Raw genomic sequence first — 26,790 nt, 5'->3', positions numbered from 1 at the left:
CATTGATGGTGTGCGCTATGAAATCTACCAACGCCACCGGATTATCCGTCTCCACTCGTCCTATCGCAAAGGCCAGGGCAGATTGTACATGTTCTGCAGAACTCCACCTGGGAAGACGAGGTTCAAGGCGTTGGCCAGAACCAGCATCCCGGCAATGGCGGCGGCTGTCAGCACGAGGCTCATTGGCCAGCTCAGTTTGCTGATCTTTCTGCAGAAGAAGATGAAGAAGAGCGTGATGGAGATCACGAAGCCGACGAGCGCTACGCCAATTATGAGTGCGGCGAACCATGTCAGGATCGGCCACATGCTGACTTCGCCGCTGTTTGCCTCGGTGTCATAGTTGACGTTGCTGCCCAAGCTGTTCCTTGCCTGCGGGATCAGCACCCAGACGACGGCCAGCAAGCCTGCCGCACCAGCCAGAATGGGGAAAATGCCGCCAAGGAAAGAGCGTTGTGCACCTTCATAGATGGCGAACGCCAGTGCTATCGCGATGAGGCTTGTGAACAGCAACTGCGGCAGCATGGACCCCGCTGCTGCGCTTCCCGCTCCAGAACCCTCGGTCTCGATCCTGCCCGTCGCGCCTTCCGGACGCTTGCGAATGGCCACCCAGACTGAAATGACGGAAAGCCCGATGATCAGAAGTGGCATCGGCTTCAGCAGGAAGCCTGTGCCGTGAAACTGGACGGCGTGGTAGAAGTAAGTCTCCAGCTGGGTCGCCAGCACGAATCCCACAAGGAAGGCAGGGCGTGGCCAGCCAAAGCGGCGAAGCATGATGCCGATCAGGCCAACGCCCACCAGGGCGACAAGATCATAGAGGCTGCGAGTCGACTGGAAGGCCGCGAAGGTGATGATCAAAATCATGAACGGGGCAATGATCGTGTAGCGGATCGTCGTGATCCGGGAGATCAGCGGCGCGAAGATGATGCACATGATCGTGCCGAACACATTGGCGAGCGCCAGCGACCAAACGGCTGTATAGGTCAGGTGCAGGTTCTTGTTCGGATCGGCCATGCTGGGGCCGGGCTGCACGCCGAGCAGCACCATGCCTGCAAGGAAGATCGCCATCGCGCCGGATCCGGGAATGCCAAACAGAAGCGTCGGAAACAGGCCGCCACCCGTCGTTGAGTTGTTGGCGGATTCAGGCGCGATGACGCCACGGATATCGCCTTTGCCGAATTCGCTCTTGTCGCGGCTGGTCTGGACGGCATGACCATAGGAAATCCAGTCGACGACTGAATTGCCAAGCCCGGGAATGACGCCGACGATGGCGCCGATGCCCGAACAGCGCAGGACCAGCCACCAGTTGGCAATGGTATCACGAACCCCACGCATGAAGCCCGTGCCCATATGGCCAGAGCCGGAAATCGCCTGGTTCTTGCGGATGAGATCCACAATCTCCGGCAACGCAAAGACTGCCAGCGCCACGACGATGAGGGGAATGCCGTCGCCGAGATAGATGGAGCCGAAGTCCATTCTGTATTCGCCGGTCGCGGGCGCCGCACCAATCGATCCGAAGACGAGGCCGAGTGCACAGGCGCCAATACCTTTTGCCAGACTGGAACCGGAAAGAACGCCGACCATGGACAGGCCGAATAGGGTCATGGCGAAGAGCTCAGACGAACCAAAACTCAGGATGAGCGGTCTTGCGGCGATCACCAGTACCGTCAGGATTGCTGCGCCGAAAAGTCCGCCGACCAGCGATGCGCTAAAGGCTGCAGATAGTGCCCGGGCAGCTTCGCCCCGCTTTGACAAGGCGAACCCGTCGAGAACCGTGGCCTGCGATGCGGCGGACCCCGGAATTCCCATCAGGACGGAAGCAAACGTGTCAGATGTCGGCAGAACAGCGAGGAGCCCTACGAGCAAGGCGAAGGCCGAGATCGGATCCATCCCGTAGATGAAGGGCAGCATCAGCGACAGGCCGACGATCCCTCCCAGTCCCGGAAGAAGGCCGATGAAGAAGCCGAGGGTGGTACCGAGAAGCAGGTACAGCATGTGCTCGAAAGCAAACAGCGTCACCAGCGAATGTGTCAGGGCCTCTAGCATGAAGACCGCTCCGGAATGTTCTGCAGATGTATGGGAAAAACGCCATGCCCAGGGCAACCCTGAGGCTTCCCCGGACATAGCGTTGTCAGTTGTCAGTCAGGGCCAATCAAAGCTGGACGCTGTGACGCTCGCGCAGGTAGTTCTGCACCCAGGTCTTGGCTTCCTCGTCAATCGTCGTGGCAACCTCGAAGAGCGCGTCCGCCGCCTCTCCCGTTGCCTGCGTGTAGTCGCCAAGAATGTCGCCCTTGCGTTCCTGCAGCTCAGGGTCTGCGACTGCTTTCGCAAAGGCCGTGCGGTAGGCTTCGATGACTTCGGGCGGATTGGTGTTGTGCAGCATCGCCATCTTCTGGGCGGGGAAGCCCGCGCTGAAGAACGCGACGAACGCCTTCAGTTCCGGTCCGTCCTCGGGAGCCTTGCCATGAACCATCTCGTAGGCTTCGAGGAAATGGGGCAGATCGGGGAAGGTCGGATCCCGGACGATGTTCGCGTTTTCATCCAGCGCGCCGAGCGTGAAGAGAGGCACCGCAGTCCCCGCCTCGACAAGAGGCACGATATTGGCGAGGTAGCTCGATGAGGTCTGGTAGTCCACCGTCGCCTCGCCGCGCTCAAATGCCAGACGGGTTTCGCCACGACTGGACATGCCGAAGACGTGGCGCACCTTGAGGCCAATCATCTCGAAGCCCAGCATCAGCACCAGGTCGAGCGATGTTGGACCTGTATTGGCAAGGACCAGTTCGCGGTCGAAGAGCTTCGGAAGCTCGGTCACGTCCTTCACGCCAAAACTTGGGGGGATGTAGACCACTCCGCCCGTGGGCGAAACGAGAACGGGCGTGAAATCGCGATAGTCATACTGAACACGCTTGTCGCCCAGAAGGTAGGGAAACTGCGTGGAGCCAGAAACGCCAAGCAGCGACAGGCCGTCGTTGGGCGCACGCTGTGCGAATGAGTTGGTGCCCGTGATGGAGCCGCCACCGGGGACATTGCGGACAATCACGTTCGGATTGCCAGGCAGGTACTTGCCCAGATAGTGAGCAAAGAAGCGTGCCCAGGCATCATTGCCGCCACCCTCACCGAAGGGGATGGTCCACTCCACGGTCTTGCCTGCAAGGGAGAAGCCCTCCTGCGCTCCGGCAACCGATGGCAATGCAGCCAACGCCCCCGCTGCAACCGCTCCTTCCAGAAAATGTCTTCTGCTGATCATCTCGTCTTCTCCCCAGACGGTGCCGACCATGTTGGTTCAGGTACTCGCCCGATGGGTGCGAGCCAGATCCAGACGGCCATGCGTGAATGTTCTAGTAGATGGAACTATATATTCATCTATCGAAACAGTAACAGGGGCACGGAAAGTCGTCAAGCGACGCTAATTTCACGCCGCAAGCGTTGCCTAACCGGGTAAATTACGGTGATCTGTCGTTGTTCGCCGGATGCTAGATCGAGGTTACGCCTGCGGCCGTCAGGCCCTGAGAAACGGCCTCGGCCGCTTCGACCAGGGCTTCTCCCTTCGCCTGTACTGAATCAGGCTTCATTGCCGCCGCAGTATCGAGCATGCCGAGGGTGGCGATCAGTCTGCCTGACCGCCCGAAAACCGGTGCGGCAACCCCCACCAGTCCTTCGCGCATCTGCGCTGCGGCCCATCCCTGCTTCCGGATGACCTCCAGTTGTTCAGGCGAAGTCTGTGCAAAGCGCTCGTAGGCGCGTGCAAACTCCGTGTCGTCCTTGCGGGCACTGACGGGCATAAAGGCCAATGCCACAAGGCCCTGTGCGGAGCGGTCGAATGGGAGAACGGAGCCCGGACGCATCGCGAGCACGATGGAGGAGTCGCCGGAAATCGATTTGATCACATAGATCCCCGTGGAGACGATGCGCGAGATGATGACCGTGTGCCCAAGCTTCACTTTCAACCCGTAGAGGATCGGCTCGGCGATGCTGACAGGATCGTAGCGCTCGTTGATCGCACGGCAGAAGGTAAGCAGCCGACTGCCAGCCTCATACTCTCCATCCGCATTCCTGGAAATGAAACCGCATTCGACGAGCGTCTGCAGGTGCCGGAAGATCCGGCTCTTCGACGTGCCGATCTGGCGAGCAAGATCGCTGATGCCGACAGGTCCCGCGCTGGATGCAAGCTGCTCAAGAATTTCAACCGTAAGAAGGACGGACTGAGTTCCCTGGCCCAGGGACTTGGAGACTGGAGGCATATTGGGTTGACCAACCTTGAGAAATGAAGACACGGGTCGCGGATCATCTATCAGAACACGAAAGGCTGAGCCACCTGCAAGTGGAGACAGCAAGAAGCCTTTGGCTGTTCTGATAGCAGAAACTATCTTGCCAGTAAACAGAACGAATGCTAGGCCTGATCGCAACGAGTGTGCGAAGTTTTTAGCCCATAGCAGCAAGGCATTGAAATCACAGATGACTTCCAGTTCGATTCCTGTGCGCCAGTTACCGCTCACCGAGGTTCCCTTGGTGGATGCCCATGCGCATGTCTACACGCTGGACATGCCCATGCTGGATTCAGCCTGGCACAAACCGCCGGCCGATGCTCCGATCGAGGCCTATCTGAAAGCCCTTGATCAGGCGGGTGTGCATTTCGGTGTGCTGGCCGCTGCCAGCATGTATGGCGACTACAATGATTACATGCTCGAGGCGCTCAAGGCGTCCAAGCGTCTGCGGGCGACCGTCATCGTTGACCCTGATATTGATCCATCGGCCTTACGAGCCTTGGATCAGGCAGGCGTTGTCGGTGTGCGTCTGCAGTTTCGCAACGTCGATACCCCGCCGGATATTTCGAGCTACAGCTACCAGCGTCTTTTCCGCCGCATCGCCGACATCGGATGGCACGTTCAGCTGCATGACGAGGGATGGAGGCTTCAGGACTACATCAAGCATCTCGTGGATGCTGGGCCGAGACTGGTCATCGATCATATGGGCAGGCCGCCGGCACCGGACGGCCTTGAGGCCGAAGGCTTCCGCGAAGTTTTACGGGCAGTCGACAAGGGCAACGCGTGGGTCAAGCTTTCAGGCGGGTTCAGGCTGGGTGATCCGGAATTCGTCGGCCAAGTAGCGAATACCCTGCTGAAGCATGCGGGAACCGAACGCTTGCTCTGGGGCAGTGACTGGCCATTTGCTGCATTCGAAGACAGCATGACGTATGAAGGGGCAATCGAGCTTTACCGCCGGTTTGTTCCCGATGCGGAAACGCGACGAGCCATCGACCAGACAGCCTTGCGTTTCTACTTCTCCTGAAGCGCGTCCGCGAAAACCTCATTATTCAAGTTACAGCAGGGGAGATATTGGCGTGTCCAAGATAGCTCGCAGGGATTTCAAAGTCCGCACAGTTGACGGCGTGAACATCGCGGTCAGGGAGGTTCGCCCGGAACCCCATGTCCCGGGCAAGACGCCGATGGTGCTCATGCATGGAACGCGCATTCCCGGCATCAGCGAATATGACCTTCCCGCACCGGGTGGCTCGCTTGCCGAGACCCTGGCCCTGGCGGGCCACACGTGCTTCATCCCCGATGCAAGGGGGTTTGGCGGCTCTGATCGGTCGAGCGAGATGGACGAAGATCCCTCCCAGTCGCGCCCGCTGGTTCGCTCCATCGAGATCGTCCGGGATATCGATGCTGCCGTGGACGAACTGCGTCGCACGACCGGCTCCGAGCGTGTCGGCCTCATGGGCTGGGGCGTCGGCGCGACGGTTGTCTTGATGTACGCTGCCTTCTGGCCTGAAAAGGTCAGCCATCTCGTCCTTTACAATGTCCTTTATGGCGGCGTCGAGGGGCATGCGCGCTATCGTGATCATCCCCTGGAAGATCCAGCAAGACCGGGCCACTTCAATCAGGCGCATTATGGCGGCTACAGCCTCAATGATCCGGACATGCTCATGACCAAATGGGCCCAGTCCATCCCGGTCGAGGACAAGGACTCCTGGCGTGACCCGAAGGTGGCGGAAGCGTTCCGCCAGGCGCTCATCGATGGTGATCCAGCCTCCACGAACCATGAGCCACCGCGCTACAGAAGTCCGAACGGCATGCTGGAGGACAGCTTCTACATGGGGCGCGGCGACAAGCTCATTCACGCCAGCCAGGTCTATTGCGATGTGCTGATCATGCGACCGCAGCTCGACTATTTCTCGCGTCCGGGCGATGTGAAGGCGCTTGTCGCAGATCTGGTCAATTCACCGCGCGTCGAGACCTGGGAGCCCGAGAACATGACCCATTTTGTCATCGTCGACAGAGACAGTGCGGGGCGTGCCGAAGCCGTCAACCGGATCCTCACCTTTATAGGCAACAACACTGAGGAAGACAGCTGATCCGCCCACGCGTTATTGACGGCGTACCTTCTGCATCTGAGTTTGACCTGCCTCGGTATCCCGGCTGGATACCTGAGATCCTCCGGAGTTCCTGATGGCCCTCGCTAGCCTGATCATGCTGGTACCCGTCGTTCTGGTGACGTCCTTCCTGTCCGGCATCTTCGGCATGGCAGGTGGGCTTCTCCTTCTGTGGTTTCTTTTCCTCGTCGCGCCGGCCAGCACCGCGATAGCCGTCCACGGCATTATCCAGATGGTTTCAAACGGGTCCCGCGCCTGGCTATCCCGCCGCTATCTGGACCTGAAGATCCTCGCGATCGTGAGCCTGGGGCTGCTGCTGGCGATGGGCTGTCTCTTTGCCGTTCAGTACTCTCCCAACAAGGCCATTGCCCTAATGGTGATCGGCTTGCTGCCGCTTCTGCTATGGATCCCCGCATCCTGGCTGACCTTTGATGCTTCTCGGCCCTCCCATGCCTTCGCGTGCGGGCTGATCAGTGGCGCATTGACTGTCATGGTCGGAAGCGCAGGCCCGCTCATCGATCTGTTCTTCATCAGAACCAAGCTTGACCGCCGGGTAGTCATCGCCACGAAGGCGACCATTCAGGTTGTCGCGCACTTCACCAAGGTGGTTTTCTACATCAATGCGGCGCTGATGCTCGACGCCATGGGCTGGACCACCGTTGCTCTCTGCATCCCCGCGGCATTTCTCGGTGCCTGGCTTGGAAAATTCGTCCTCGATCGGATGTCAGACCTGCAGTTCCGCAGCTGGACCCGAATGATCGTCACCTGCATCGGGTTCGCCTACTTCGTACAGGGAACCTCAGCGGTTCTCAGTGCCTGAGACATCGACACGGGACGCGGGCGGCTGGCAATCCGCCCACGTCACTTCCTGGCAACGGATGTCAGGTTGCCTCCAGAACCATGTTCAGCGGTGTGGCGGCCGCCTTCCGGACGTTCCTGAACCCTCCGGTCTTGATCACTTCGCTCAGGCGCCGTTCGCCAGCCTGCGCACCGAGCGCGAGGCCCGTCTCCTGCGCCAGTGAGGTGGGAACGCAGATCATCGTCGACGCCGAATAGTAGAGCCGTCCAACCGGGTTGATGTTCTCGGTCAGGCTATCACCTGCAGCGGGTTCCACCACCATCCACGTACCATCCGTCTTGAGAACGGAGCGGATGTGACGCGCCGCCGCTTCCGGATCGCCCATGTCATGCAGGCAGTCGAAGCAGGCCACGAGGTCATAGTCGGAGCCCGGGAAGCTTTGTGCCGTACCAACCTCGAAATGGACATTGCTGACCCCATGGGACCGGGCATGAGCCGTCGCTTCCGCGATCGATCCCGGATGGAAGTCGTAGCCGACAAAGGTCGAGTTCGGGAAAGCCTCGGCCATGACGATGGTGGAGACACCGTGCCCGCAGCCCACATCGGCAACCTTTGCGCCGCTCTTCAGCCGGTCAACGACGCCATCGAGCGCCGGCAGCCATTCCTGCACGAGGGCATTCACGTAGCCCGGCCGGAACATCCGCGCCACCGCACAGAACAGGCACCCCGCCTGATCGCCCCAGGCCACACCCTTGCCGGTCTTGAAGGCGAGTTGCACCTTCGGCTGGTTCTCCACCATGGCGGCCGCTGTGTCGAAGCCACCGATCAGGTTCACCGGACTGTTCGGGTCCACGAAAACCGCCGCCTGCTCCGGCGAGAGCGAAAACAGCCCACCCTCATAGGTGATATAGCCTGAGGCCGCCTGCGCGTTCAGCCACTCGCGAACATAGCGCTCGGCGCAACCCGTGGCCTGGGCGAGCTGGTTCGGCGTCGAGGGCCCGATCTCGTCCAGCGTCCGGTAGAGACCGAGCTCGTCACCGATACGCACGAGCGGCACGCTGACGGCTCCTCCCAAATCGCCCAACAGACGGCCGACAAAGTCATTGAGCTTCGCTTCATCTAGATTTCTCATGATCTCCTCCTGAATTCCCATGGGCATGCTCTGTCCCATGGGCGGCCGGGATACTGGCTGAGGAGGAAGCGCCTTTCATGGGTCACGCGTCCCGCAGGAGAGAAGAAAGACGCAGGATCCTTGGGACAGCTGTCCCGCGAGCCTAATGCTGGCCGGGATTGCCCAGCACCGAGACGATAGCCTCCGCCCGGCTGCGTACACCAAGCTTGTCGAAGATTGTCGAGAGCTGATTGCGGACGGTCTTTTCGCTCTTGTTGAGACGTTCCGCAATGGCGCGATTGTCGAGCCCTTCGGCCATCAGCCGCAGTACCGCTTCTTCGGCAGGCGTCAGCGTCGCCTGCCGAAGACCGTTCAAAGACCTTGCTGGCGCCTGCCCCGTAAATCGAGCCAGATGGTCGAAAAATACCCGCCAGGCTGGCTCCGATGGAAGGAGCACGTGGTTGCGGCTGTCGAGCGCCACGAACTCCGCATGCGGGATGGCAGCCGCAAGCTTCAGCCCTTCCCCGAAGGGAACCCGGACATCGCCCCGGCAATGCAGGATGAGAGTAGGCACCGTCAGTTGCCCTACCAGGTCCAGCACATCGATCCTGTGCATCTCGTAGAGAAGCTGGGAGGCGACCTCCGGGCTCGCGGTCAGCCGTTCAAGCTCGCCCCACCAGCGGTGCTGCTCCGCTGTGCCGCCGGGAATGAAGAGGTTCGTGAAAAATTCGCAGAAGGCCGGATTTTCGCGCCCCCATCCGATGCGCACGAAGTTCACCAGTGTCTCGCATTCGAGCCGCTCGGCATCGGTTTTCGCCCGGGTCCAGGCGCCCTGGCTGTAGGCGTTCATGAGGATGAGGTGCGACACGCGCTCTGGATAATGGAGTGCATAATTGATCGCGAGTGCGCCGCCCTGCGAGAGGCCGAGGAGGATGAACTGCGGCGTATCGATCGTGTCCGCAACGGCCTCCAGGTCTTCGTACCAGCGCGCGACGGAGAGATCCTCGACGTATCTTTCGGACAGGCCGCAGCCGCGGGGATCATACCGTACGTAGCGATGATTGGCGGAAAGCGCCTCCACCCACGGTCGCCACACGGGACTTTCGAGATCGTGATCCACGTGGCTCAGCCAATGAGCGGCCTTGAGAATTACAGGCCCCGCCCCGCAGGAGGCGACGGCGATTGCCGTGCCATCCCGGGATTTGCTGAGGCGAATGGTCTGACGCAACATCATGGCCAATGGAAGCCCTGAACTCGGACCGGAAGCTTCCCTGTCCTCAACCCGCGACGGCGCCAGCCAGCGCGTCCCTGAGCTCCCGTTCCTTCTCCTCGTTAAGCGAGGTCTTCAGCACCGTACCGCCATAATGGGCGATGTCCTTCAGCACCTTGTCCGCAGTCATATGCTGGACCAGCACGAAGAGTGCGGCATTTCCCGGCTGCAGGCTTGCCGACAGATCCTTCATGAAGGTGTCGTTGATGCCAATGTCTGTCCACTTGCCGCCGAGTGCGCCGCTCGCCGCACCAACCGCAGCACCCACCAGCGGATTGAGGAACAGGAGGCCAACGAGCATTCCCCAAAGCCCACCAGATGCAGCCCCTGCCGCGGTCATGCTGAACAGCTGGTTGAGCTTGACGTCGCCCTTTTCGGTCTTCGTCGCCACCACGGCATCGCCGACCTGGATCAGGTACTCCTTCTGCAACTCCAGAATGCGTTTGCGCACTTCTTCGGCCGTCTCCTCGGTCGGATAGACGATCGCAATGAGATCAGACATGTTCTCACTCTCCTGTTCACGCATGTAAATTCTAGGCCACCTCAATAATCCGCCGGGTCTCGGATGATCGGGCAGGTCATGCAATGGCCACCGCCACGACCCCGGCCAAGCTCCGCACCCGTGATGGTGACCACCTCGATCCCGGCCTTGCGCAGCAGCGTGTTGGTGTAGACATTACGGTCGTAGGCGAAGACCACGCCGGGCGAGGCGCAGACGAGATTGGCGCCGCTGTCCCATTGGGTGCGCTCGCGCATGTAGTCGTTGCCGCCGGTCTCGATCACGCGCATCTGCTTCAATCCCAGTGCATCGCGAACGGTATCGACGAACGAACCTTCGTCCCGATGCAGGTCGACCGTTCCCGGCTTGTCGCCCGGCCGATAGGAATAGGCGTGGATCTTGTCGACGATATCCGGATAGAGCAGCACGCAATCGCAGTCAGCAAAGGTGAAGACCGTATCGAGATGCATCGCGGCGCGCAGCTTGGGCATGGCGGCGACGATGACGCGTTCCGCCGCGCCATTTTCAAAAAGCGACAGCGCCACCTGGCTGATCGCCTGCCGCGACGTCCGCTCGCTCATGCCGATGAGCACATTGCCCTTGCCAATCGGCATCACGTCGCCACCCTCGAAGGTCGCAAGTCCATGGTCAGCCAGCGGGTCACCCCACCAGACATTCACCCTTCCTGCGAAGTCCGGGTGGAATTTGTAGATCGCGGCGGCAAGGATCGTCTCCTCATGCCGCGCAGGCCAGAACAGCGCGTTGAGGGTGACGCCGCTATAGATCCAGCAGGTGGTGTCGCGCGTATAGAGCGTGTTGGGAAGCGGCGGCAGGAGGTATTCGGTGACGCCGACCGCGTCGCGGATCAGCGTCAGCGTCTCGCCACCGACGTGCTCGGGAAACTCGACCGTTGAAAGCCCGCCGATCAGGGTTTCCGCCAGATCGCGCGGCTTTAGTTCTTCCAGATAACTGCGGATCTCGTCCAGGAGTTCAAGACCCACCTGGTTCGGCACCACCTGATTGTCGAGGATCCACTTCTTCGCTTCGGGAACGGCCACCGTTTCGGCAAGCAGGTTGTGCATCTCCACCACCTCGATGCCCCGATCGCGCATCTTGGTGACGAAATCGAAATGGTCGCGCTTGGCGTTCTCAACCCAGAGCACATCGTCAAACAGCAGCGCATCGCAATTGCTGGGCGTCAGCCGCTGGTGCGCGCGCCCCGGCGCGCAGACCATGACCTTGCGCAACCGTCCGACTTCCGAATGAACTCCGAAGGCCTCTGCTGCCATGACCGTTCCTCCCTCGATAGATGCGATATGCAGATCTCAGACCTGCACGACGCCGGTGGCCAGCAATGCAATTCCCACCGCGGCGAAGGCGAGCACGACCAGGAAGATGATGAGCCCCGCCGGGGTGAAAACCTGTTCCTTCTGCTGCCGCCGCGCCATGAAATAGAGGATGGTCGCCGGCGCGAGCAGGATGCAGGCAAGGAAGATGAAGACGTAGCCCGCCGCCCAGATGAGAAACAGCGTGTAGGCTGTTGAGGCCGCCGCAATCACCAGCTCGCGATTGCGCATGTTCGCTGCCCGCTCGTAGCCCTCGCCCCGCCAGGCGATCTTCACGGCGTAGGCGCTCGCCAGCGCGAACGGGGCAAGCGATAGCGCTGCCGTCAGATCGAGGGTGAAGTCGAGCGCGTTCTGCACGAACTGGACGAGGAACAGGATGGTGGACACGAAGATCGAGGTCCACAGCACCGCGTGTTCCGGCACCTGCTGGTTGTTGAGCTTGGCGAAATAGCGGGGCATGTCATTGTCCTTGGCCGCCGCATAGACCACGTCGGCTGCCAGCAGCTGCCAGGCAAGATAGGCGCCCAGCACCGAGACGATGAGTCCGAGGCGGATGAAGGTGCCGCCCCACGTGCCGACCGCTGCTTCAAGAACGCCGCCGACCGACGGCTGCAGCAGCCCCGCGATCTCTTCCTTGGGCAGGATCCCGTAGGAAACGATTGAAATGCTTGCAAAAAGAGCGAGCACAGAGAGGAACCCAAGCACCGTGGCGATGCCCACATCCTCGCGCCGCTTGGCATAGCGGGAATAGACGCTGGCCCCCTCGATACCGAGGAACACAAAGACCGTGATCAGCATCGTGCCGCGCACCTGCTGCAGGAGGGAGTCGCCGCCCGGGAGGTCATAGCCGCCAGTCAGATTGCCCATGAAGACCGAGCTGTCAAAGAAGAAGATGACGAGCACCAGGAACAGCCCGAGCGGTACGAGCTTGGCGATGGTAACGATGAAGTTGATCCAGGCGGCTTCCTTGACGCCCCTCCGGATGAGCAGGAAGAAGCTCCACACGGCCGCCACGGAAACGATGAAGGCGGGCCAGGTGTCGCCGGTGCCGAACACCCCGCCAAGCTCCGGAAAGAGCTGCGAGATGGTCGTCATGATCAGCACCCAGTAGAAGGCGTTTCCGGCACAGGCGGAGGCCCAGAAACCCACAGCCGAAAGAAAGCCGGGGTAAAGCCCGAAGCCCGCGCGGGCATAGACATAGACGCCATTGTCGAGATTTGGCTTGCGGACCGCCAGCGCCTGGAACACGAAGGCAAGGCACAGCATGCCTGTTCCTGCAATCGCCCAGGCGATCAGCGCGCCATAGACGCCGGTCTGGGTGGCAAAACGGGCAGGAAGCTGGAAGACGCCGGCGCCCACCATGGAGCCCACGACCATCGCCGTCAGCGCCGGAAGCCCCAGCTTGTCTGCCGTCCCCTGATCAGTGGCGACATCGACCGCCTGACCGGCAGTCCCTACGGACATCTCGCTTCTCCTGTCGTTCAAACGTCCAAGAGTCGAAGTTGTCGGCATTCTGCCACTGCGTCGGTGCAGTGAACGGCAAAGGGCTCCGCGACCAGAGCAGTCCCTGATTATTGGAAACGGATTCCCTCAGGAAACTGCCAAACTGACCTTGGTCCCTTCGGCATTTCTGAAGAACGCCGAAACGATCAAGGTGTATGCGGTCCTACAGGCTTTGCGGATAGAGATTTCCGCATCTTCATCGCAATGGTGGGGTCCAGTCGCAGACGACCACCCGACATCGGCGCGGATCGTACTTCTCATGTGAAGTTTTGTCCATCGACAAGTCTTTGCGCGTCGGATGAGTAGTCTATCGCAGGACTTCCGCGCCAATCGTGCTGCACGCGGTGTAAAGCAGATGGCTAACGGATCTGAGCGGGCATCCGTACGAAGCCGAGCATCGAACCGCCCGCAATGAGCAGGACGCCAAAGCCGGCGATAACCGCGACATACGACCCCGTGAAATCGTAGGCGTAGCCTGCCAGGGCTGGCGCCAGCATGGTTCCGGGCACCTGGACCATCATCAGGCTCCCCTGGACCGTACCGAAGCTCGACTGGCCGAACAGTTCGTTGCAGATGACAAGCACCAGGACCATGGGGGCCCCGGCGGCAATCCCGAGAGCACACACGACAACGAGCACGGACGGTAGGCCGGGCGTCAGCGGAAAGCTGCAAATAGCCAGGCCCTCAAGAGCAATGAGGCCGCCAAGGATGCTGGGCAGGTGCCGCGGGTCCAGCCGATCTCCGATGTAGCCGGCAAGCAGTCGAAACGGAATGGTCAAGAGGATCATGACACCAAACAGCGTGCCTGCGAACACGGGATCGAGACCATAGTCCGTCATCATGGGCAAGAGGTGCACCGTAAGACCGGTGGTGACGGACGCCTGCGTGCAAAGCGCCACGGCGATAAGCCAGAAGTTCTTGTTCCTCCAGAAGGACTGGACCTCTGGAGCGCTGAGGCCCTTTGGCTCCAATGTTCTGCGCTCCGCTGCCGGCGGCTGGCGAAACCAGATTGCCGGAACCGGGATCAGGAAGAGGATGATGACGCCCCAGACGATGCATGTCTGACGCCACCCGACATGTTCGACCATGAAGCTGACAATGGGCACGATCAGCGTGGCGACGACTGCCGATATCGAGAACCGCACCGCAAGCGCCATGCCGCGCCTGCGCACGAAGGTAGCGACCACAAGCTTGTCGAGCGCTACGGTGAAGCCCGCCGCCGTGCCTGCCGCCAATAAAAGCGACCAGGCGAAATAAAGTTGGAGTTCCGACTGCACGAAAGAAAGGGCGAAAAGTCCAACCGCCGAGAGGATCATCCCTCCCATCACGATGAGGCGCGGCCCATGGAGGTCGGTGATACGCCCCACGACAGGGGAGGAAAGTCCGCTGACGAGCCTCCCCAACCCGATGGCGATCGATACAGCCCCCCTGCCCGTGTCGAGGTCGAGTGCAAGAGGCTTCAGAAGCGCAGATACCGCAAACGCTGCAAATCCATGTCCGACGCCGGTGAGGACGCCGGTGGTGGTCACCAGCGCCCAGCGCTTCCGGTCGCTGTCGCTCATAGGTAAGCCAACCAGAGGACCAGCGACGGGAAGAGAATGAGGGCCGTCACGTGCAGAACGTCAGCCACGACGAATGGCGCTGCACCCCGGAACATGGTGGTCAGCGGAATGTCCTTGGCAATGCCCGACAGGACATAGACGTTCATCCCCACCGGCGGGGTAATGAGCGCGATCTCCGTCATGCGGACGACCAGAACACCGAACAGGATGGCGTCGAAACCCAGCGACGTGACGATCGGGAAAAACAGCGGCACCGTCAGCGTCATCATCGCCGACGCATCGAGGATCATGCCCAGGAAGAAATAGATGAGCAGGATCAGCAGCAGCACCACCATGGGTGAGAAATCGCCAGTCGCCACCAGATCGACAACCTTCATGGGGATGGTCGTGGCGGTGACGAAGCTGTTGAACACCATGGCGCCAAAGAGGATGCCGAAGATCATGCCGGTCGTCTTGAGGGTGGAATAGATGGCCATCTTCAGGTTTTCGAATGACAGACGCCGCCGCACGAGAGCGATGAGGATTGCGCCCGCCGCACCAATCGCGCCAGCTTCAGTGGCGGTGAACCAGCCACCGATGATCCCACCCATGACAAGAACGAACAGCACCACCACTTCGCCTATCTGGGTGAAGCTGAGAAGCTTCTCGCGCCAGGAGTATTGGGGTCCGCGCGGCCCGGCCGCAGGATCGAGGCGGCACCAGATGCCGATCGCGATCATGTAGAAGAGAGCTAGCAGGATGCCGGGGATGATGCCGGCGGAGAACAGCCTGCCGATCGAAGTCTCGGTGAGGATGCCGTAGATGATGAACATGCCGCTCGGCGGGATGAGCGAGCCGATTGTGCCGCCGGCGACAACACTGCCCGACGCAAGCGGCAGGCTGTAGTTGTGCTTGCGCATCTCCGGCAGCGCGATGAGCCCCATGGTGGCTGTCGCGGCAAGGCTGGAAGCGTTGACAGAGGCAAATCCGGCCGAAGCGCCGATGGTCGCCATGGCCAGGCCACCACGCCTGCGACCGATCCACTTGGCGGCAAAGTCGAAAAGGTCCTTGCCGATACCAGCGGAGAAAAGGATGTGCGCCATGAAGAGAAACAGCGGCACCGTACCAATCGCGTAGTTTGTCGCCAGATGGTAGGTGGTGACGCCGGTGCGCACGATGGCGGCATCAAAGTTCACCAGAAATGCGAAGCCTGCAAAGCCGACAAGGCCCATCGCAAAGCCGATCGGCATGCCCAGGCCGATGAACGTGAACAGGATGACAATTCCGATCATGCCAACGGTCGGTGCGGTCATTCTTTCGGCTCCGGGAAATGGTGGTTTTCTTCTTCGACCGGGATGCCTTTCAGGAGCTTGAGCCCCTGCCACACCAGTACGATCACGCAAAGGATGACGGCTGCAGCCATTGCCCAGCGAAATGGCGCCACCGGCACATTGATGATGGGCGAGAGTTCGTTCTGCGCCATCCGGCGGATCGCCTCCTTTATGGTGGCCCACACCACCACGACCCAGAACAGCGAGCCCAGGAGCAGCATGAGCCCATGGATGAAGTTGCGCAGCCTCTCATTGGAAATCATGTTCACGAAGATTTCCGCCCGCGTATGCTCGTTATAGAATGCGGCATACGCGACCGAGATGCTCACGGTCGGGATCAGCAGAAGCTCTGACAGCGAGTACGTTCCCGGGAAGGAAATCCGCAGAGCACGCAGCACCACGGTAACGACCGTTAGCCCCATGAGGCTGACAATTGCAGCGATGCCGATGACGCCAGCCACGGCGCAGATACGTCGCAGGTTCGAATCTATGAAGTGCATGGATCTATCCGGAGCCGTCCGGCGCAGCTTTGCTGCCATGGGACATGCCCAAGGCAGCAAATTGCTTATCCCGGCCTTAATTGTTGAGGGCGGCGCGAATCTTGTCGTGGATTTCCGTGCCGGGCAGACCCTTTGCATCAAGCTGCTTGGCCGTTTCCCGCGCGGCGGGCTCGAAGGCAGCCGAATATTCGGCAATGACCTCGGGTGCTACCGCGTTGAACTGGACACCCAGCTTCTCGCCATAGGCGCGGCCTTCATCCTCGGCAGCTTGCGACAACTCGTAGGTCTTCTGGGTCAGGAAATCGATATTGTCGAGGAACACCTGCTTGATGTCGTCCGGCAGGCGAGCCCAGGCCGCAGCGTTGATTGCGCGCGACGGATAGGCCCCGCGGCTGTGCGGCAGTTCGGAATAATACTTGATGACCTCGGCAAAGCTCAGTGATTTCAGCGCCTCATACGGGGCGATGACGCCATCAAGCACACCGCGCTGCAGCGACGGATAGGTTTCCGTCATGGGCATGGTCACGCCCTCGGCACCAGCCGCGGTAAGTGCGCCGACGTAATCCACGGCGGAACGGAGACGCAGACCCTTGAGGTCCGAAAGCTGATTGAAGGGCTTCTCACGCAGCATCAGATGCATCGGAGTGCCTACGTTGTAGCCGAGCACCTGCGCGCCATCGAGTTCCTGAGCATACTGGGGATAGTCTTTCCAGAGCTCCATGTAGACTTCGAGAACCTTTAGCGCATCGCCGTAGCCGTAGAAGAACTGCGGGGTAAGCCGGCTGAGGTCATAGCCGGACGTCGCGTAGATCGGCGCGATGTAGGCCATGTCCGCAACGCCGGCATTGAGTTCGTCGACACCTTCACGGCTGTTGATGAGCGCACCACCCCAGAACGGGGTAATCTTCACGCGGCCGTTGGTCTGCTCCTCGATGCGCTCAATCCACAACGCATCCGCCTGACCGTACGGATGTGTTGGCGAATAGGTGGTCGAGTAAGTCAGTTCGAAATCCGCCGCTGCCGCGACGCCCGATGCCGCGCCCAGGCTCACTGCGGTCAACAGCGCAATTGCCAATGATCTCATTTTCATAATCTCTCCTCCCTCTGTTCCATCTTCCTCCAGCTCATGCTCCCTTGTACATGAGCTGATCAATCATCTCCCTGGCGAGCCCCAGTTCCGACAGGACCTCCTCCGTGTCGGTTCCGGGCGCATGGCCGAGATTACGTATGCTAGTCTCCTCGTCCAGCCGGACCGGCTGCCCAATCTGTCGGACGGTACGGCCGGATGTCCCCGGTATTTCCATTACCATGCCGCGTGCGCGCAGGTGTGGGTCGGCCAGTGCCTCCGATATCTCATTGACCGGAGCATACTGCGTCCCTGCTGCTTCGAGGATCTGGAGCCATTCGTCACGGGTTCGCGACGCAAACACCTTGTCGAGCTCGGCGCGGATTTCGCCACGACGCGACACGTCATGCTGGCTCTCGATGAAATCCGGGCGTCCGACGGTCTCACAAAACGTGCGCCAGAACCGGGGTTCCATGTCAGTGGTGCAGATGTAGCTCCCGTCCTTCGTGCGCCACAGCCCGGAGTCGGCCCGCCGGGCACCGCGCGGGGGAATGGTCGAAAGATCTGCATGGCGCGACAGTACATTGACCAGGAGTGACATCGAGCAATCGCTCATAGCCACATCCACATGCCGGCCCTCACCCGTGCGCTGGCGTTCAATGTAGGCAGCAAGTGTCGCGAAGGCCGCGTGAGTACCCGTAACGACATCGGCAGCCGGTATTCCGGAAAAGCTCGGCGCGTCCGGGTTCTCGCCAATACGCGACAGAACGCCCGTTATGGCAAGCGCGATCGGATCGTGTCCGGGTTTGTCCCGGTAAGGGCCGGTTTGTCCACACAGGGTAAGGCTGACGTAAATAATGTCGGGCTTCACCGCCTTGAGCGCATCGTAGCCGAGCCCGATGCCTTCGAGAACACCCGGACGGTAATCCTCGACCACGATATCGGCGGTCGCAACCAGCGCCTTGATGGCTTCCTGCGCCTTCTCGTCGCCGATGTCGAGCATCACCGACCGCTTGTTGCGCGCAAGAATGTCGGTCTCGCGCAGCGCCTTTCGCTCGGCGTCCGAAAGCTTGTCCCACCCGAATGCCTTGGCCTGCTTGGCGATTTCGCGCGGGTTCTCGATGCGGATGACATCCGCCCCCATGTCCGCAAGCAGCCAGGTGCAGTAAGGCCCCGGCAGGAACTTGGAAAAGTCGACAACCCTGACCCCTTCAAGTGCGCCCATTATCCCTCCCATCCCGCAAAGCCGGATGCGGGCACCGGTCTGGACAGTGTGCGCCTCGGAGCGTCCATCACAGCCGAATGGAAGAGCGGACCCGGCACCGACGCAGTTACGCCCGTTTCTTCGTCCACCACCTCGACAAACAGGCCACGCGCCTTGAGGTGCTCGCTGCCGCGAACGTCCTGCGGACTGTAGATTACCGACAGGCCCCAGCCTGTCTTGAGCGACCAGGCCCCCAGTTCTTCGCGCGAATGGCTGGCGAAGAAGTCGGCGAGGATCGCCTGCCAGCGCTCGATGGTTTCCTGAGGGGTATCCGCGACAAGCGTATTGTCCCAGTCGATCTGGCTGAGCTCGCCTGCCGCGCCCTTTTCCTCCAGCACCGACACCACCGCGCGCATCATCGACGGATTGTCGATCATGGACCAGGTGACATACCCGTCCTTGCACGGCCAGACCTGACGGACACCAGACTTGCCACGCACCAGAAGGTTGCCATGGCGACGGCCAGTGCGGCCGGTCCACTCATACATGAGGGCTTCGCGATAATTCGACAGCACTGCACTCTGGAAGGCGGAAAGGTCCGCCTTCTGCCCCTTTCCGGTGCGTCGGCGGGCCTGAAGTCCGAGCAGCGCAGCGGTAGCCGCGTGAATGCCCGTCAGGGCATAGGCCTGCTGGCCGGGAAACTTGAGCGGCAGGCGTTTCGGATCGCCGGTAACGTGCATGAGCCCCGAAAGCGCAAAGAGGGTCAGGTCCGTCGCCGGGCGTCCCGCATAGGGTCCATTTGTACTGAAGGGTGAAACACGAATGTAGATCGTGTCGTCCGAAACCGCCTCACCGAGGCCGAAGCGGTCCCCTTCCCTCTGGCCATCGAGGACGACATCGGCCTTCGCCGCGAGCGCACGGATCGCATCGGGGTCATCCGGCGAAATGATCGTCTTGCCATGGTGCCAGGCAAGCCTGCGGGTACGGTTGGCCTGCGTCTCGGGAAGCACAACGGCGACGTCAGCGCCCAGCTCCGCCAGCATGCGGCCGCCCACATCGGTCATCCCGTCAGCGATTTCCAGAACGCGGAGTCCGGCCAGCATGCTCATGCAAGACTCCCTTCGGCAATCAGGGTCTCGATATGGTTCGCGTCGAGGCCCAGCATGTCGATGAAGACTTCGCGGTTATGCTCGCCAAGGCACGGCGCGCGCTCCACCTTGCCCGGCGTCCCATGCAGAACATAGGGCGGAGCGGGCATATTGGATGCCCCCATCACAGGATGGTCCAGCTTCACGAAATGGCCCGCAGCCGCGAGTTCAGGATTTTCCAGCACGTTCTTGCCATCGAGTACCGGACCCGCCGGAACACCGGCGGCCGCAAGGCGATCGAACAGCGAAAACTTGTCTTGTGCGCTCGTGGCAGTGCTGATGGCCTCGCGGTCGAGGCTCGCAATACCAAGCTCGCGCTTCAGCGCCTCGGCTTGGCGGTCATTCTCGATGACAATCGCGATCCACTGGTCCTCGCCCCGCGCTGGGAAAACGCCATGGAGGATGAAATCGCCGTCATCATTGCCTGTCTTTTCCACCTCGTCCTGCGCATAAAGATCAGCAATGACATGCACCATCGGCTCGATCTGCGAGACGTCGATGTGCTGGCCTTCGCCGGTTTGCGCACGATGTTCGAGAGCAGCCAGAATGGCAACCGTGAGGAACATCGGCGCTACCACGTCGCCATAAGCGAGCGGAGGCATCTGCGGCGGGCTCCCTGCCTCACCTGTCAGCCAGGCATGGCCCGAATGGGCGGCAGCGGAATTGCCGTATCCGCGAAAGCCGGCCATGGGCCCGGTCCTTCCGGCCACCGACACGCTCGCGAGGATGATGTTCGGCTTGATTTCCTTCAGCGCCTGATAGCCAAGCCCGATGCGCTCCATGAAGCCCGCACCGAAATTCTCAACCACTACGTCTGCCCACGCTACGAGCCTCCTGGCGATCTCGATACCGCGCGGATCGGACAGGTTGATCGTAACGCTCTTCTTGGAGGTGTTCGTCTGCGCGAAGAATGCCGACCCGTCGACATCCTTCGGATTGCCGGCAAAGGGAGGTGACATGCGCCCCAGGTCGAGGCGCTTGCGGGATTCGATCTTGATGACTGTCGCGCCATTGTCGGCGAGGTCCTTGGTCGCCCGCGGGCCTGCGCCAACCCAGGAAAAGTCGGCGATCTTCAGTCCATCCAATGCACCCACGGCGCTCCTCCCATAGCTCGCCAATGACCTGTGCTGTTCCGGGATAATAGTTAAGCGAATGAACTAAGTCAAACGCCTTTCTCCGCCAGAACGGCATCCAGAACGGTGCTGACGCGGGCGGTCATCTCCTCCCGGTTCCACTGGCGCTGGTCGACCATGTCGGACCACACCTCGATGACGCGAACGCCTGCCTCTTCCAGCGCCTTCTTCGCAAAGAGGGAGCCGTGGCCCGAAAAACGGTCATGCTCAGGAATGAGCAGAAGCGCCACGTCAATCCGGTACTTTTTGGCCTGCTCGACCATCCAGGCGTTGATCCAGGGCGGCTGGTGGAGCTGCTCGTTCATGGCGGAGACGCGCGCCGCAAGCGCCCGCAACGGGTCCCCCTTGATCTCACGGATGTACCCATCTGCCGCAAAGGGAAGGTACATGGACCAGGCGAAGACCGCCCCGTGGCTTTCCTCGAATGCCGAGTAGAAGCTCGTGTCGAACCAGAGACCGGCGCCGATCCACATCATGCGGATGCGTTCCTCCTCGACCACCGCTGTGCCAGCCTTCACGCGCTCATGAAGTTCATCGCGGAAATGCCTTGCGTGGGAGAGCGCCCATTCCGATCCTCGGTGCCATTGCGGGATCATCGCATTGGGGATCTGCTCGGAAATGCGGATCGGGCTGCGCGGCGCGGTTGCGAGGATTTCCGAAACGTCCTCGTAGATGCGTTCCTGCTCGTTGATCGCCTCCATGTAGCTTGCAAAGCCCTCATGGTCGAACGGACGGCCCGTGAGCTCTTCAAGCTGCGCGATCAGCTCCTTGAATTCATCGACCATGAGATCCAGCCTGTCGCCCCCATAGAGCGTTTCCCAGTCGCTCCGCCCCATCCGCCACCAGTCAGGATGCGGATCAGGCACAGCTGGCGTGGAAAAGAGAAACAGCGGCGCGCCCGTTTTCTCCGCCCAGAGCGAAAAGATCTTCTGGTGGTCGTCGGCGCTTTGCCGCGCACACAGGATGGACGGTTTTGGCAGGCCTCCCCACGGCTGCCGCTCGCGATCACCTTCGAGTTCCGCGATGAGGGGCAGGCTGGAATAGCGGGCAAGCCGGTCATGGAAACCAAGAGTCTCCATGTAATCGAAGTAGTATTCCGACAGCTGCTTTGCCGCGATGATCGCCGACCACCACTGGTTCGTCACAATGGGCAAGCCCATGTGATGAAAGAGCTCATGCGGTGTATCGGCGTTGACGAAGGCGTAAGTCGCGCCCGAGGTGATCTGCTGCTGCAGGCTCTTGGCCCAGGCGCGCTGGTGGTTCGTGGCAATCTTGGTGGATTCAAGCGGCACGTAGGTGCTTGTCATGTTCAGGCCCCAAGCTTTGCGGAAATGAGCGCTGCAGCACGTGCGTGCCACGTTTCGTGATCCGGCTCGCGGAAGCCGAGATTGACGAAGGCAATGCCCCTGCTCTCGAGCTCCGATGCAAGGGCCGGGATCTCCCAGCCAAACGTGTCGTCCGTCGGGGCGAGCTGGCACAGCACGAGCTCGCATCGAGCATTCACGACTGCTTCGATCAGCGCCTGCCGGAAAGCCGTTGTCGGACTGACGCGCGGACAGGATGGGTCAGCCGCCGCTGCGCGCAGGATATCAGCCAGAGTGGTCTTGTCGTTCCCGGGCCGCGGCCAGACGGCACCCCAGGGCTGCCAGTCACAGACAATGGTTCCGTAACGCTCAAAGACGTCATAGGAGGCGGGTGAGGCGAGCGGCGATCCGATCAGGCCGATCCGCAGGCTCTTGTTTTCGACCTTCTCCGCATCGGCAAGAGCGGCATTGAGAAGGTCCGCGTGCTCTGCTGCAGGCATGAAGCGACCGGCATTGCGCCAGCGCATCGCAGTAGCGCCGGACACCCCTGCGGCTTCCAGACGTTTCAGTGCCTCGCGGCGACGGCTCTCGGCAGCGGAAGCTTCTGCAATCGTCTCGTCGTCAGGCCTCCGCAGTCCAATTCGCTCCAGGAAACCGAAGAGCTTTTCGGCCTGAACAGCATTGAAGCGTTCAACGGCTGGTGTCTGCGTATGAACCAGATTCCAAAGAAACAGCGGCGGCACGGCTTTCGGTGCCCTGCCCTGCCGCACCCACTCGGTGGCATATTGGTAGGCAATGAGCGCCGGCGCATCATCGCGGGCAAAGATGATCCCCTCGACGTCGTCAAACTCGCCATTCATCAGGCGGTTGAGAAAGATGCGGCCTTCCTCGTCAACGAAAGGCTCGATTACCTCGTCGATATCCGCAGTGCTCGAAAGCCTTCCCATCGAGAGATGCACCGGAAGGCCGCCCGCAGCAGCGACCAGTATTTCGGGGAAGCCATTGCCGAAAATACCCACGCGCGGCAGGGGAGCGACTGGCTCATACCGATCGCGCGCTTCGAAGGCACGATCGAGCAGTGTTCCGGCTGCTCCTTTTGACTGGAGCGATGATGCGTGCGCCAAGGACTCCTCCCAATTTTTTAGTTCATTTTTAGAACTAATTTGAGGAACGTCAAGCTGCCACGTTTGACAGGTTTCGGCACGGCGGCTAGTCAGCTACCGGATTGTCTGACGTCGGGCACAGGCATCGACCGGCCAATGGAGGGCGACGCACATGGCGGGCACAATGGATGAGGGGCAACAGGATCGGGTGGTCCTTGGCTCCCTGCGGGAGAACCTCCCGTTTCTGACACGCGCCCTGCGTGCCTATATTCGCGCCGAGAATGCAGAATTCTTCAATGACCTCGCCACCGAGCACGGTGAGATTGCGATCCTGAGTGTCATCGCACTCAACCCGGGGATTTCCCAGAACGACCTTGCCGCAATACTGGTCTTCAAGAAATCGGCCATCACGAAGCTGGTCAAGGAACTCGAAGCGCGCGGCCTGATCGAGCGGGCGAAGTCGGCAGCTGACAAACGCTTCAATGCCTTGCAGCTAACCGCGGCGGGACAGCTGCGCTACGAGAAGATCTCGGAACGGGTGACCACCCAGCACGCCGCGATCTTTGAAACCTTCACCAAGGAAGAACGAAGTCAATTCTTCGACCTCCTCAACAAGCTTTATGCGCATCTTGGCGAGCGACAGGCGCGGCGAACCGGATTGTCGGCAGCCATCGCCGTCGATGGTGACGACTGACCCCGCTTGACAGGCTTCGCCGTATTAGTTCAACTAATGAACTAAGGGAGGAGCAGCATTGGCACAACCACTCGCAGGCGTCCGCGTCGCCGATTTCAGTCATGTTATCGCAGGCCCCCTGGCCACCCAGTTCCTGTGCCTTCTCGGGGCGGAGGTCATCAAGGTAGAGCCGCCCACAGGGGATGTGCTGCGGAACTACACCCAGCGCAAGGAATTGCGCGGGATGGCGGAACCCTTCATTGGCGCCAACGCCGGCAAGAAGTCCATCGTCCTTGATCTCAAGTCCGACTTCGGACGCGAAGCGGCGCAGAAGCTCATTGCCACCTGCGATATCATGGTCGAGAACTTCCGTCCGGGCGTCGTTGACCGCCTTGGCCTCGGATATGAGGCGGTCCGCGAGATCAATCCCGGCCTGATCTTCTGCTCCATCTCCGGCTACGGGCAGGATGGCCCGATGCGGGATTACCCGGCCATCGACCAGATCATTCAGAGCGTTTCGGGGCTGATGGGCCTTTCTGGCGAACCGGACAGCGGCCCCATGCGTGTCGGCTTTCCCATCGTCGATACCTACAGCGCCCTCCTTGCCGCATTTGCCATTCAGGCGGCCTACATCCAGCGCGAGCGGGACCCTGAACGGCGCGGCCAATACATCGACATGTCGATGCTCGATGCTTCGCTGGTGATGATGTCATCCGTGGTCAACCCGCTGGTCATCTCCAATATCGAGCCGAAGCGCACCGGCAATCGCGGCTTCTCGCTGGCCCCCACAGCCGACACATTCGAGACGGCGGAGAACGCGATCACCATCGGCGCCGTGCAGCAAAATCAGTATGAGCGGCTGTGCGCGGCGCTGGGTCGGCCTGATCTGCTCTCCGATCCGCGATTTGCGGACCCGGATTCCCGCATGGCTCACGACCGTGAACTTCAGGCGGAACTGACCGCAGCCTTCAAGACGAAGACGGCGCTGGAGTGGGAAGTCATCCTTTCGCAAGCAGGCGTTCCCGCCGGCGCGGTGCGCCCCGTGCGCGACGTGCTGAAGCTGCCGCAACTTGAAGGGCGCAACCTCATGCTTGAGGTCGATGTGCCGAACCCGGCGGTACAGCGCACCTCGATCCTCAATGCGGGCTTCCGCTTTGCCCATGATGGCCCCGGTGTATCCGCACCACCGCCGCTACCGGGTGAGCATACCGAGGAAATACTTTCCGAACTTGGCCTCTCCTCGTAACCAAGCGGCTCCTCGCCGCTCGGCAGCACCAATCCTCTGTCAGGGCGGAAAACTGCAGCCCTAACGGTGCGGTCGGCGAAATATTGCAGACCCGATTGCCGAATTGCCCCACGTCAGGAATGTTATCTGCTACTGCGTTGTATGAGTGTCGACCCAAGGCGGTAAAGAAAATGGCGGATACCAGAGTACTGTTCCTTGAGGGCGGCGGTGAAATGGGCGCGTTGATGCGTTCCCACGACTGGTCGGCAACACCTTTAGGCTCCCCCGACACATGGCCACAAAGCCTGAGGGTGACCATTCGATTGATGCTGAACAGCCAGCACCCGATGTTCATCTGGTGGGGTCCTGAGCTTATCCAATTCTACAACGATGCGTACCGCCAAACCATGGGTCCTGCCATGCACCCCAAGGCCCTGGGAGCGCGTGGTCGCGAAACCTGGGAAGACATCTGGCCGATCATCGGACCGCAGATCGAACTCGTGATGTCTGGAGGAGGTGCAACCTGGAATGTGGAGCAGCTCGTCCCGATCAATCGAGATGGCGAACCGGAAAACGTCTGGTGGACCTATGGGTACTCGCCCATTGATCTGGATGGCGAAATCGGCGGTGTGCTGGTGGTTTGCAATGATGTGACCGAACAGCACCAGCGAACCGAAGCATATAAGAACGAAACACTCAGGATTGCCCGGCAATTCGAGGAAGCACCAGGCTTCATTGCCATGCTGTCTGGACCCGACCACATTTTCCAGTCCGCAAATGCGGCGTATCGCCGGCTGGTCGGCCTGAGGGACGTCGTTGGCAAGTCAGTGCGCGAGGCCGTGCCTGAAGCTGTAGACCAGGGCTTTGTCGAACTGCTGGACAAGGTTTACACGACCGGGCAGCCCTTCGTGGGAAGACGCACCTTGATCAGGCTGCAACCTGATCATGACTCTCCGCCAGAAGACCATTATCTCGACTTTATCTACCAGGCGGTACACGAGCCCAACGGCACCATCTCCGGCATATTCGTTGAAGGCCAGGACGTCACGGAACATGTGCTCGCCGAGCAGCGGCTTGAACTCGTAAACCGGGAACTGCAGCACCGGGTCAAGAACACCCTGGCCACGGTCCAGGCCATTGCGACGCAAACGCTGCGGTCTGTAGCCGACGACGAGGTGATGAAAACGCTGACGCAGCGGATCGTTGCGCTCAGCCGTGCGCATGATGCGCTGATCCAGCACAATTGGACTTCGGCGGACATTGTAAGGATTGTCGAGTCGGCGATCGACAATTTCGGAATGCGGGAGCGCTTCACAGTCACCGGGCCGTCACTTGAGCTTGGTCCCAACGCCACATTGTCTCTGGCCATGATCCTGCATGAGCTATTCACCAACGCGATCAAATATGGAGCTCTATCTGCTGAGACGGGATGGATCACGCTTTGCTGGGAGATTGAAGGCAAGAGTGCGGGTGATGAACTGGTGCTGCAATGGCTCGAAGAGGGTGGGCCGGAGGTAGTGCGACCCGAAGGAGGAGGCGGGTTCGGTTCCAAACTTGTCAACATGGGATTGGATGGAACAGGAGAAGTGCTGCAGAGTTACGATCCGTCCGGCCTCAGAGTTGAGATGAGAGCTCCGGTCGCAGCCCTACTCCGTTCTTGAAGG

At 60.7% G+C, this 26,790-nt stretch carries 23 protein-coding genes; 6 read left to right on the top strand and 17 right to left on the bottom strand.

Going from position 1 to position 26,790, the window contains the following annotated elements; genetic code table 11:
* Positions 1-60: 60 nt before the first annotated feature.
* The 3 genes from IEX27_RS11825 to IEX27_RS11815 all read right to left on the bottom strand — a co-directional run bounded on the left by IEX27_RS11825 (position 61) and on the right by IEX27_RS11815 (position 4,271).
* On the bottom strand, positions 61-2,043 hold the full coding sequence (locus IEX27_RS11825) for a tripartite tricarboxylate transporter permease (RefSeq protein ID WP_188721255.1): 1,983 nt from the start codon (positions 2,041-2,043) through the stop codon (positions 61-63).
* 106 nt (positions 2,044-2,149) lie between these two features.
* Complete coding sequence (locus tag IEX27_RS11820; protein ID WP_188721254.1) at positions 2,150-3,244, bottom strand: Bug family tripartite tricarboxylate transporter substrate binding protein; 1,095 nt, start codon at positions 3,242-3,244, stop codon at positions 2,150-2,152.
* 226 nt (positions 3,245-3,470) lie between these two features.
* Complete coding sequence (locus tag IEX27_RS11815; RefSeq protein WP_188721253.1) at positions 3,471-4,271, bottom strand: IclR family transcriptional regulator; 801 nt, start codon at positions 4,269-4,271, stop codon at positions 3,471-3,473.
* Positions 4,272-4,452: 181 nt separating this feature from the next.
* On the opposite strand from IEX27_RS11815, the gene IEX27_RS11810 reads away from it, so the two are divergent.
* The 3 genes from IEX27_RS11810 (at position 4,453) to IEX27_RS11800 (ending at position 7,190) form a co-directional block, all read left to right on the top strand.
* Positions 4,453-5,286 (top strand): amidohydrolase family protein, encoded by an 834-nt coding sequence (locus IEX27_RS11810; protein ID WP_188721252.1) that lies wholly within the window; start codon positions 4,453-4,455, stop codon positions 5,284-5,286.
* A gap of 52 nt (positions 5,287-5,338) precedes the next feature.
* Complete coding sequence (locus tag IEX27_RS11805) at positions 5,339-6,352, top strand: alpha/beta hydrolase (protein ID WP_188721251.1); 1,014 nt, start codon at positions 5,339-5,341, stop codon at positions 6,350-6,352.
* Positions 6,353-6,446: 94 nt separating this feature from the next.
* Complete coding sequence (locus IEX27_RS11800) at positions 6,447-7,190, top strand: sulfite exporter TauE/SafE family protein (protein WP_188721250.1); 744 nt, start codon at positions 6,447-6,449, stop codon at positions 7,188-7,190.
* A 61-nt stretch (positions 7,191-7,251) separates the two neighbouring features.
* Here IEX27_RS11800 and IEX27_RS11795 read toward each other — a convergent pair whose 3' ends face one another.
* The 14 genes from IEX27_RS11795 to IEX27_RS11730 form a co-directional block, all read right to left on the bottom strand.
* Positions 7,252-8,301, bottom strand: a complete 1,050-nt coding sequence (locus tag IEX27_RS11795; RefSeq protein WP_188721249.1) for a class I SAM-dependent methyltransferase — start codon at positions 8,299-8,301, stop codon at positions 7,252-7,254.
* A gap of 142 nt (positions 8,302-8,443) precedes the next feature.
* Complete coding sequence (locus IEX27_RS11790; protein ID WP_188721248.1) at positions 8,444-9,514, bottom strand: alpha/beta fold hydrolase; 1,071 nt, start codon at positions 9,512-9,514, stop codon at positions 8,444-8,446.
* A gap of 43 nt (positions 9,515-9,557) precedes the next feature.
* Positions 9,558-10,052: a DUF1269 domain-containing protein gene (locus tag IEX27_RS11785; RefSeq protein ID WP_188721247.1), complete on the bottom strand. Its 495-nt coding sequence runs from the start codon at positions 10,050-10,052 to the stop codon at positions 9,558-9,560.
* A 41-nt stretch (positions 10,053-10,093) separates the two neighbouring features.
* The gene (locus IEX27_RS11780) at positions 10,094-11,338 is read right to left on the bottom strand and encodes an arginine deiminase (protein ID WP_188721246.1); all 1,245 of its coding nucleotides are present in this window, start codon (positions 11,336-11,338) and stop codon (positions 10,094-10,096) included.
* A 36-nt stretch (positions 11,339-11,374) separates the two neighbouring features.
* Positions 11,375-12,859 carry a basic amino acid/polyamine antiporter gene (locus tag IEX27_RS11775; RefSeq protein WP_188721245.1) on the bottom strand — a complete coding sequence of 495 codons (1,485 nt, stop codon included), beginning with the start codon at positions 12,857-12,859 and terminating at the stop codon, positions 11,375-11,377.
* 398 nt (positions 12,860-13,257) lie between these two features.
* Positions 13,258-14,460, bottom strand: a complete 1,203-nt coding sequence (locus IEX27_RS11770; protein ID WP_188721244.1) for an MFS transporter — start codon at positions 14,458-14,460, stop codon at positions 13,258-13,260.
* Positions 14,457-15,752: a TRAP transporter large permease gene (locus IEX27_RS11765; protein ID WP_188721243.1), complete on the bottom strand. Its 1,296-nt coding sequence runs from the start codon at positions 15,750-15,752 to the stop codon at positions 14,457-14,459. Before IEX27_RS11765 ends, IEX27_RS11770 begins: the two co-directional genes overlap by 4 nt.
* A complete protein-coding gene (locus tag IEX27_RS11760; RefSeq protein ID WP_188721242.1) occupies positions 15,749-16,270 on the bottom strand; it encodes a TRAP transporter small permease in 522 nt (173 codons plus the stop codon). The genes IEX27_RS11765 and IEX27_RS11760 overlap by 4 nt, the downstream gene beginning before the upstream one ends.
* Before the next feature lie 76 nt (positions 16,271-16,346).
* Positions 16,347-17,354 carry a TRAP transporter substrate-binding protein gene (locus tag IEX27_RS11755; protein WP_188721241.1) on the bottom strand — a complete coding sequence of 336 codons (1,008 nt, stop codon included), beginning with the start codon at positions 17,352-17,354 and terminating at the stop codon, positions 16,347-16,349.
* Between the two features lie 40 nt (positions 17,355-17,394).
* Positions 17,395-18,561 (bottom strand): CaiB/BaiF CoA transferase family protein, encoded by a 1,167-nt coding sequence (locus tag IEX27_RS11750; protein ID WP_188721240.1) that lies wholly within the window; start codon positions 18,559-18,561, stop codon positions 17,395-17,397.
* A complete protein-coding gene (locus tag IEX27_RS11745; protein WP_188721239.1) occupies positions 18,561-19,649 on the bottom strand; it encodes a CoA transferase in 1,089 nt (362 codons plus the stop codon). Before IEX27_RS11745 ends, IEX27_RS11750 begins: the two co-directional genes overlap by 1 nt.
* A complete protein-coding gene (locus IEX27_RS11740) occupies positions 19,646-20,782 on the bottom strand; it encodes a CaiB/BaiF CoA transferase family protein (RefSeq protein ID WP_188721238.1) in 1,137 nt (378 codons plus the stop codon). Before IEX27_RS11740 ends, IEX27_RS11745 begins: the two co-directional genes overlap by 4 nt.
* A gap of 68 nt (positions 20,783-20,850) precedes the next feature.
* The gene (locus IEX27_RS11735; RefSeq protein ID WP_188721237.1) at positions 20,851-22,128 is read right to left on the bottom strand and encodes a 2-hydroxyacyl-CoA dehydratase family protein; all 1,278 of its coding nucleotides are present in this window, start codon (positions 22,126-22,128) and stop codon (positions 20,851-20,853) included.
* Positions 22,129-22,130: 2 nt separating this feature from the next.
* On the bottom strand, positions 22,131-23,249 hold the full coding sequence (locus IEX27_RS11730) for a 2-hydroxyacyl-CoA dehydratase family protein (protein WP_188721236.1): 1,119 nt from the start codon (positions 23,247-23,249) through the stop codon (positions 22,131-22,133).
* Positions 23,250-23,400: 151 nt separating this feature from the next.
* Between IEX27_RS11730 and IEX27_RS11725 the strand changes: the two genes are divergently transcribed.
* From IEX27_RS11725 to IEX27_RS11715, 3 genes are all read left to right on the top strand, one after another.
* On the top strand, positions 23,401-23,922 hold the full coding sequence (locus IEX27_RS11725) for a MarR family winged helix-turn-helix transcriptional regulator (protein WP_188721235.1): 522 nt from the start codon (positions 23,401-23,403) through the stop codon (positions 23,920-23,922).
* Between the two features lie 58 nt (positions 23,923-23,980).
* On the top strand, positions 23,981-25,147 hold the full coding sequence (locus tag IEX27_RS11720; protein WP_188721234.1) for a CaiB/BaiF CoA transferase family protein: 1,167 nt from the start codon (positions 23,981-23,983) through the stop codon (positions 25,145-25,147).
* 83 nt (positions 25,148-25,230) lie between these two features.
* Positions 25,231-26,787 carry a sensor histidine kinase gene (locus IEX27_RS11715; RefSeq protein WP_188721233.1) on the top strand — a complete coding sequence of 519 codons (1,557 nt, stop codon included), beginning with the start codon at positions 25,231-25,233 and terminating at the stop codon, positions 26,785-26,787.
* Positions 26,788-26,790 lie beyond the last annotated feature (3 nt).

It is taken from the genome of Nitratireductor aestuarii, from assembly GCF_014641695.1.
Classification (GTDB): domain Bacteria; phylum Pseudomonadota; class Alphaproteobacteria; order Rhizobiales; family Rhizobiaceae; genus Chelativorans; species Chelativorans aestuarii.
The sequence above is the reverse complement of the archived record's forward strand: the minus strand, read 5'-3'. Positions and strand labels throughout refer to the sequence as shown.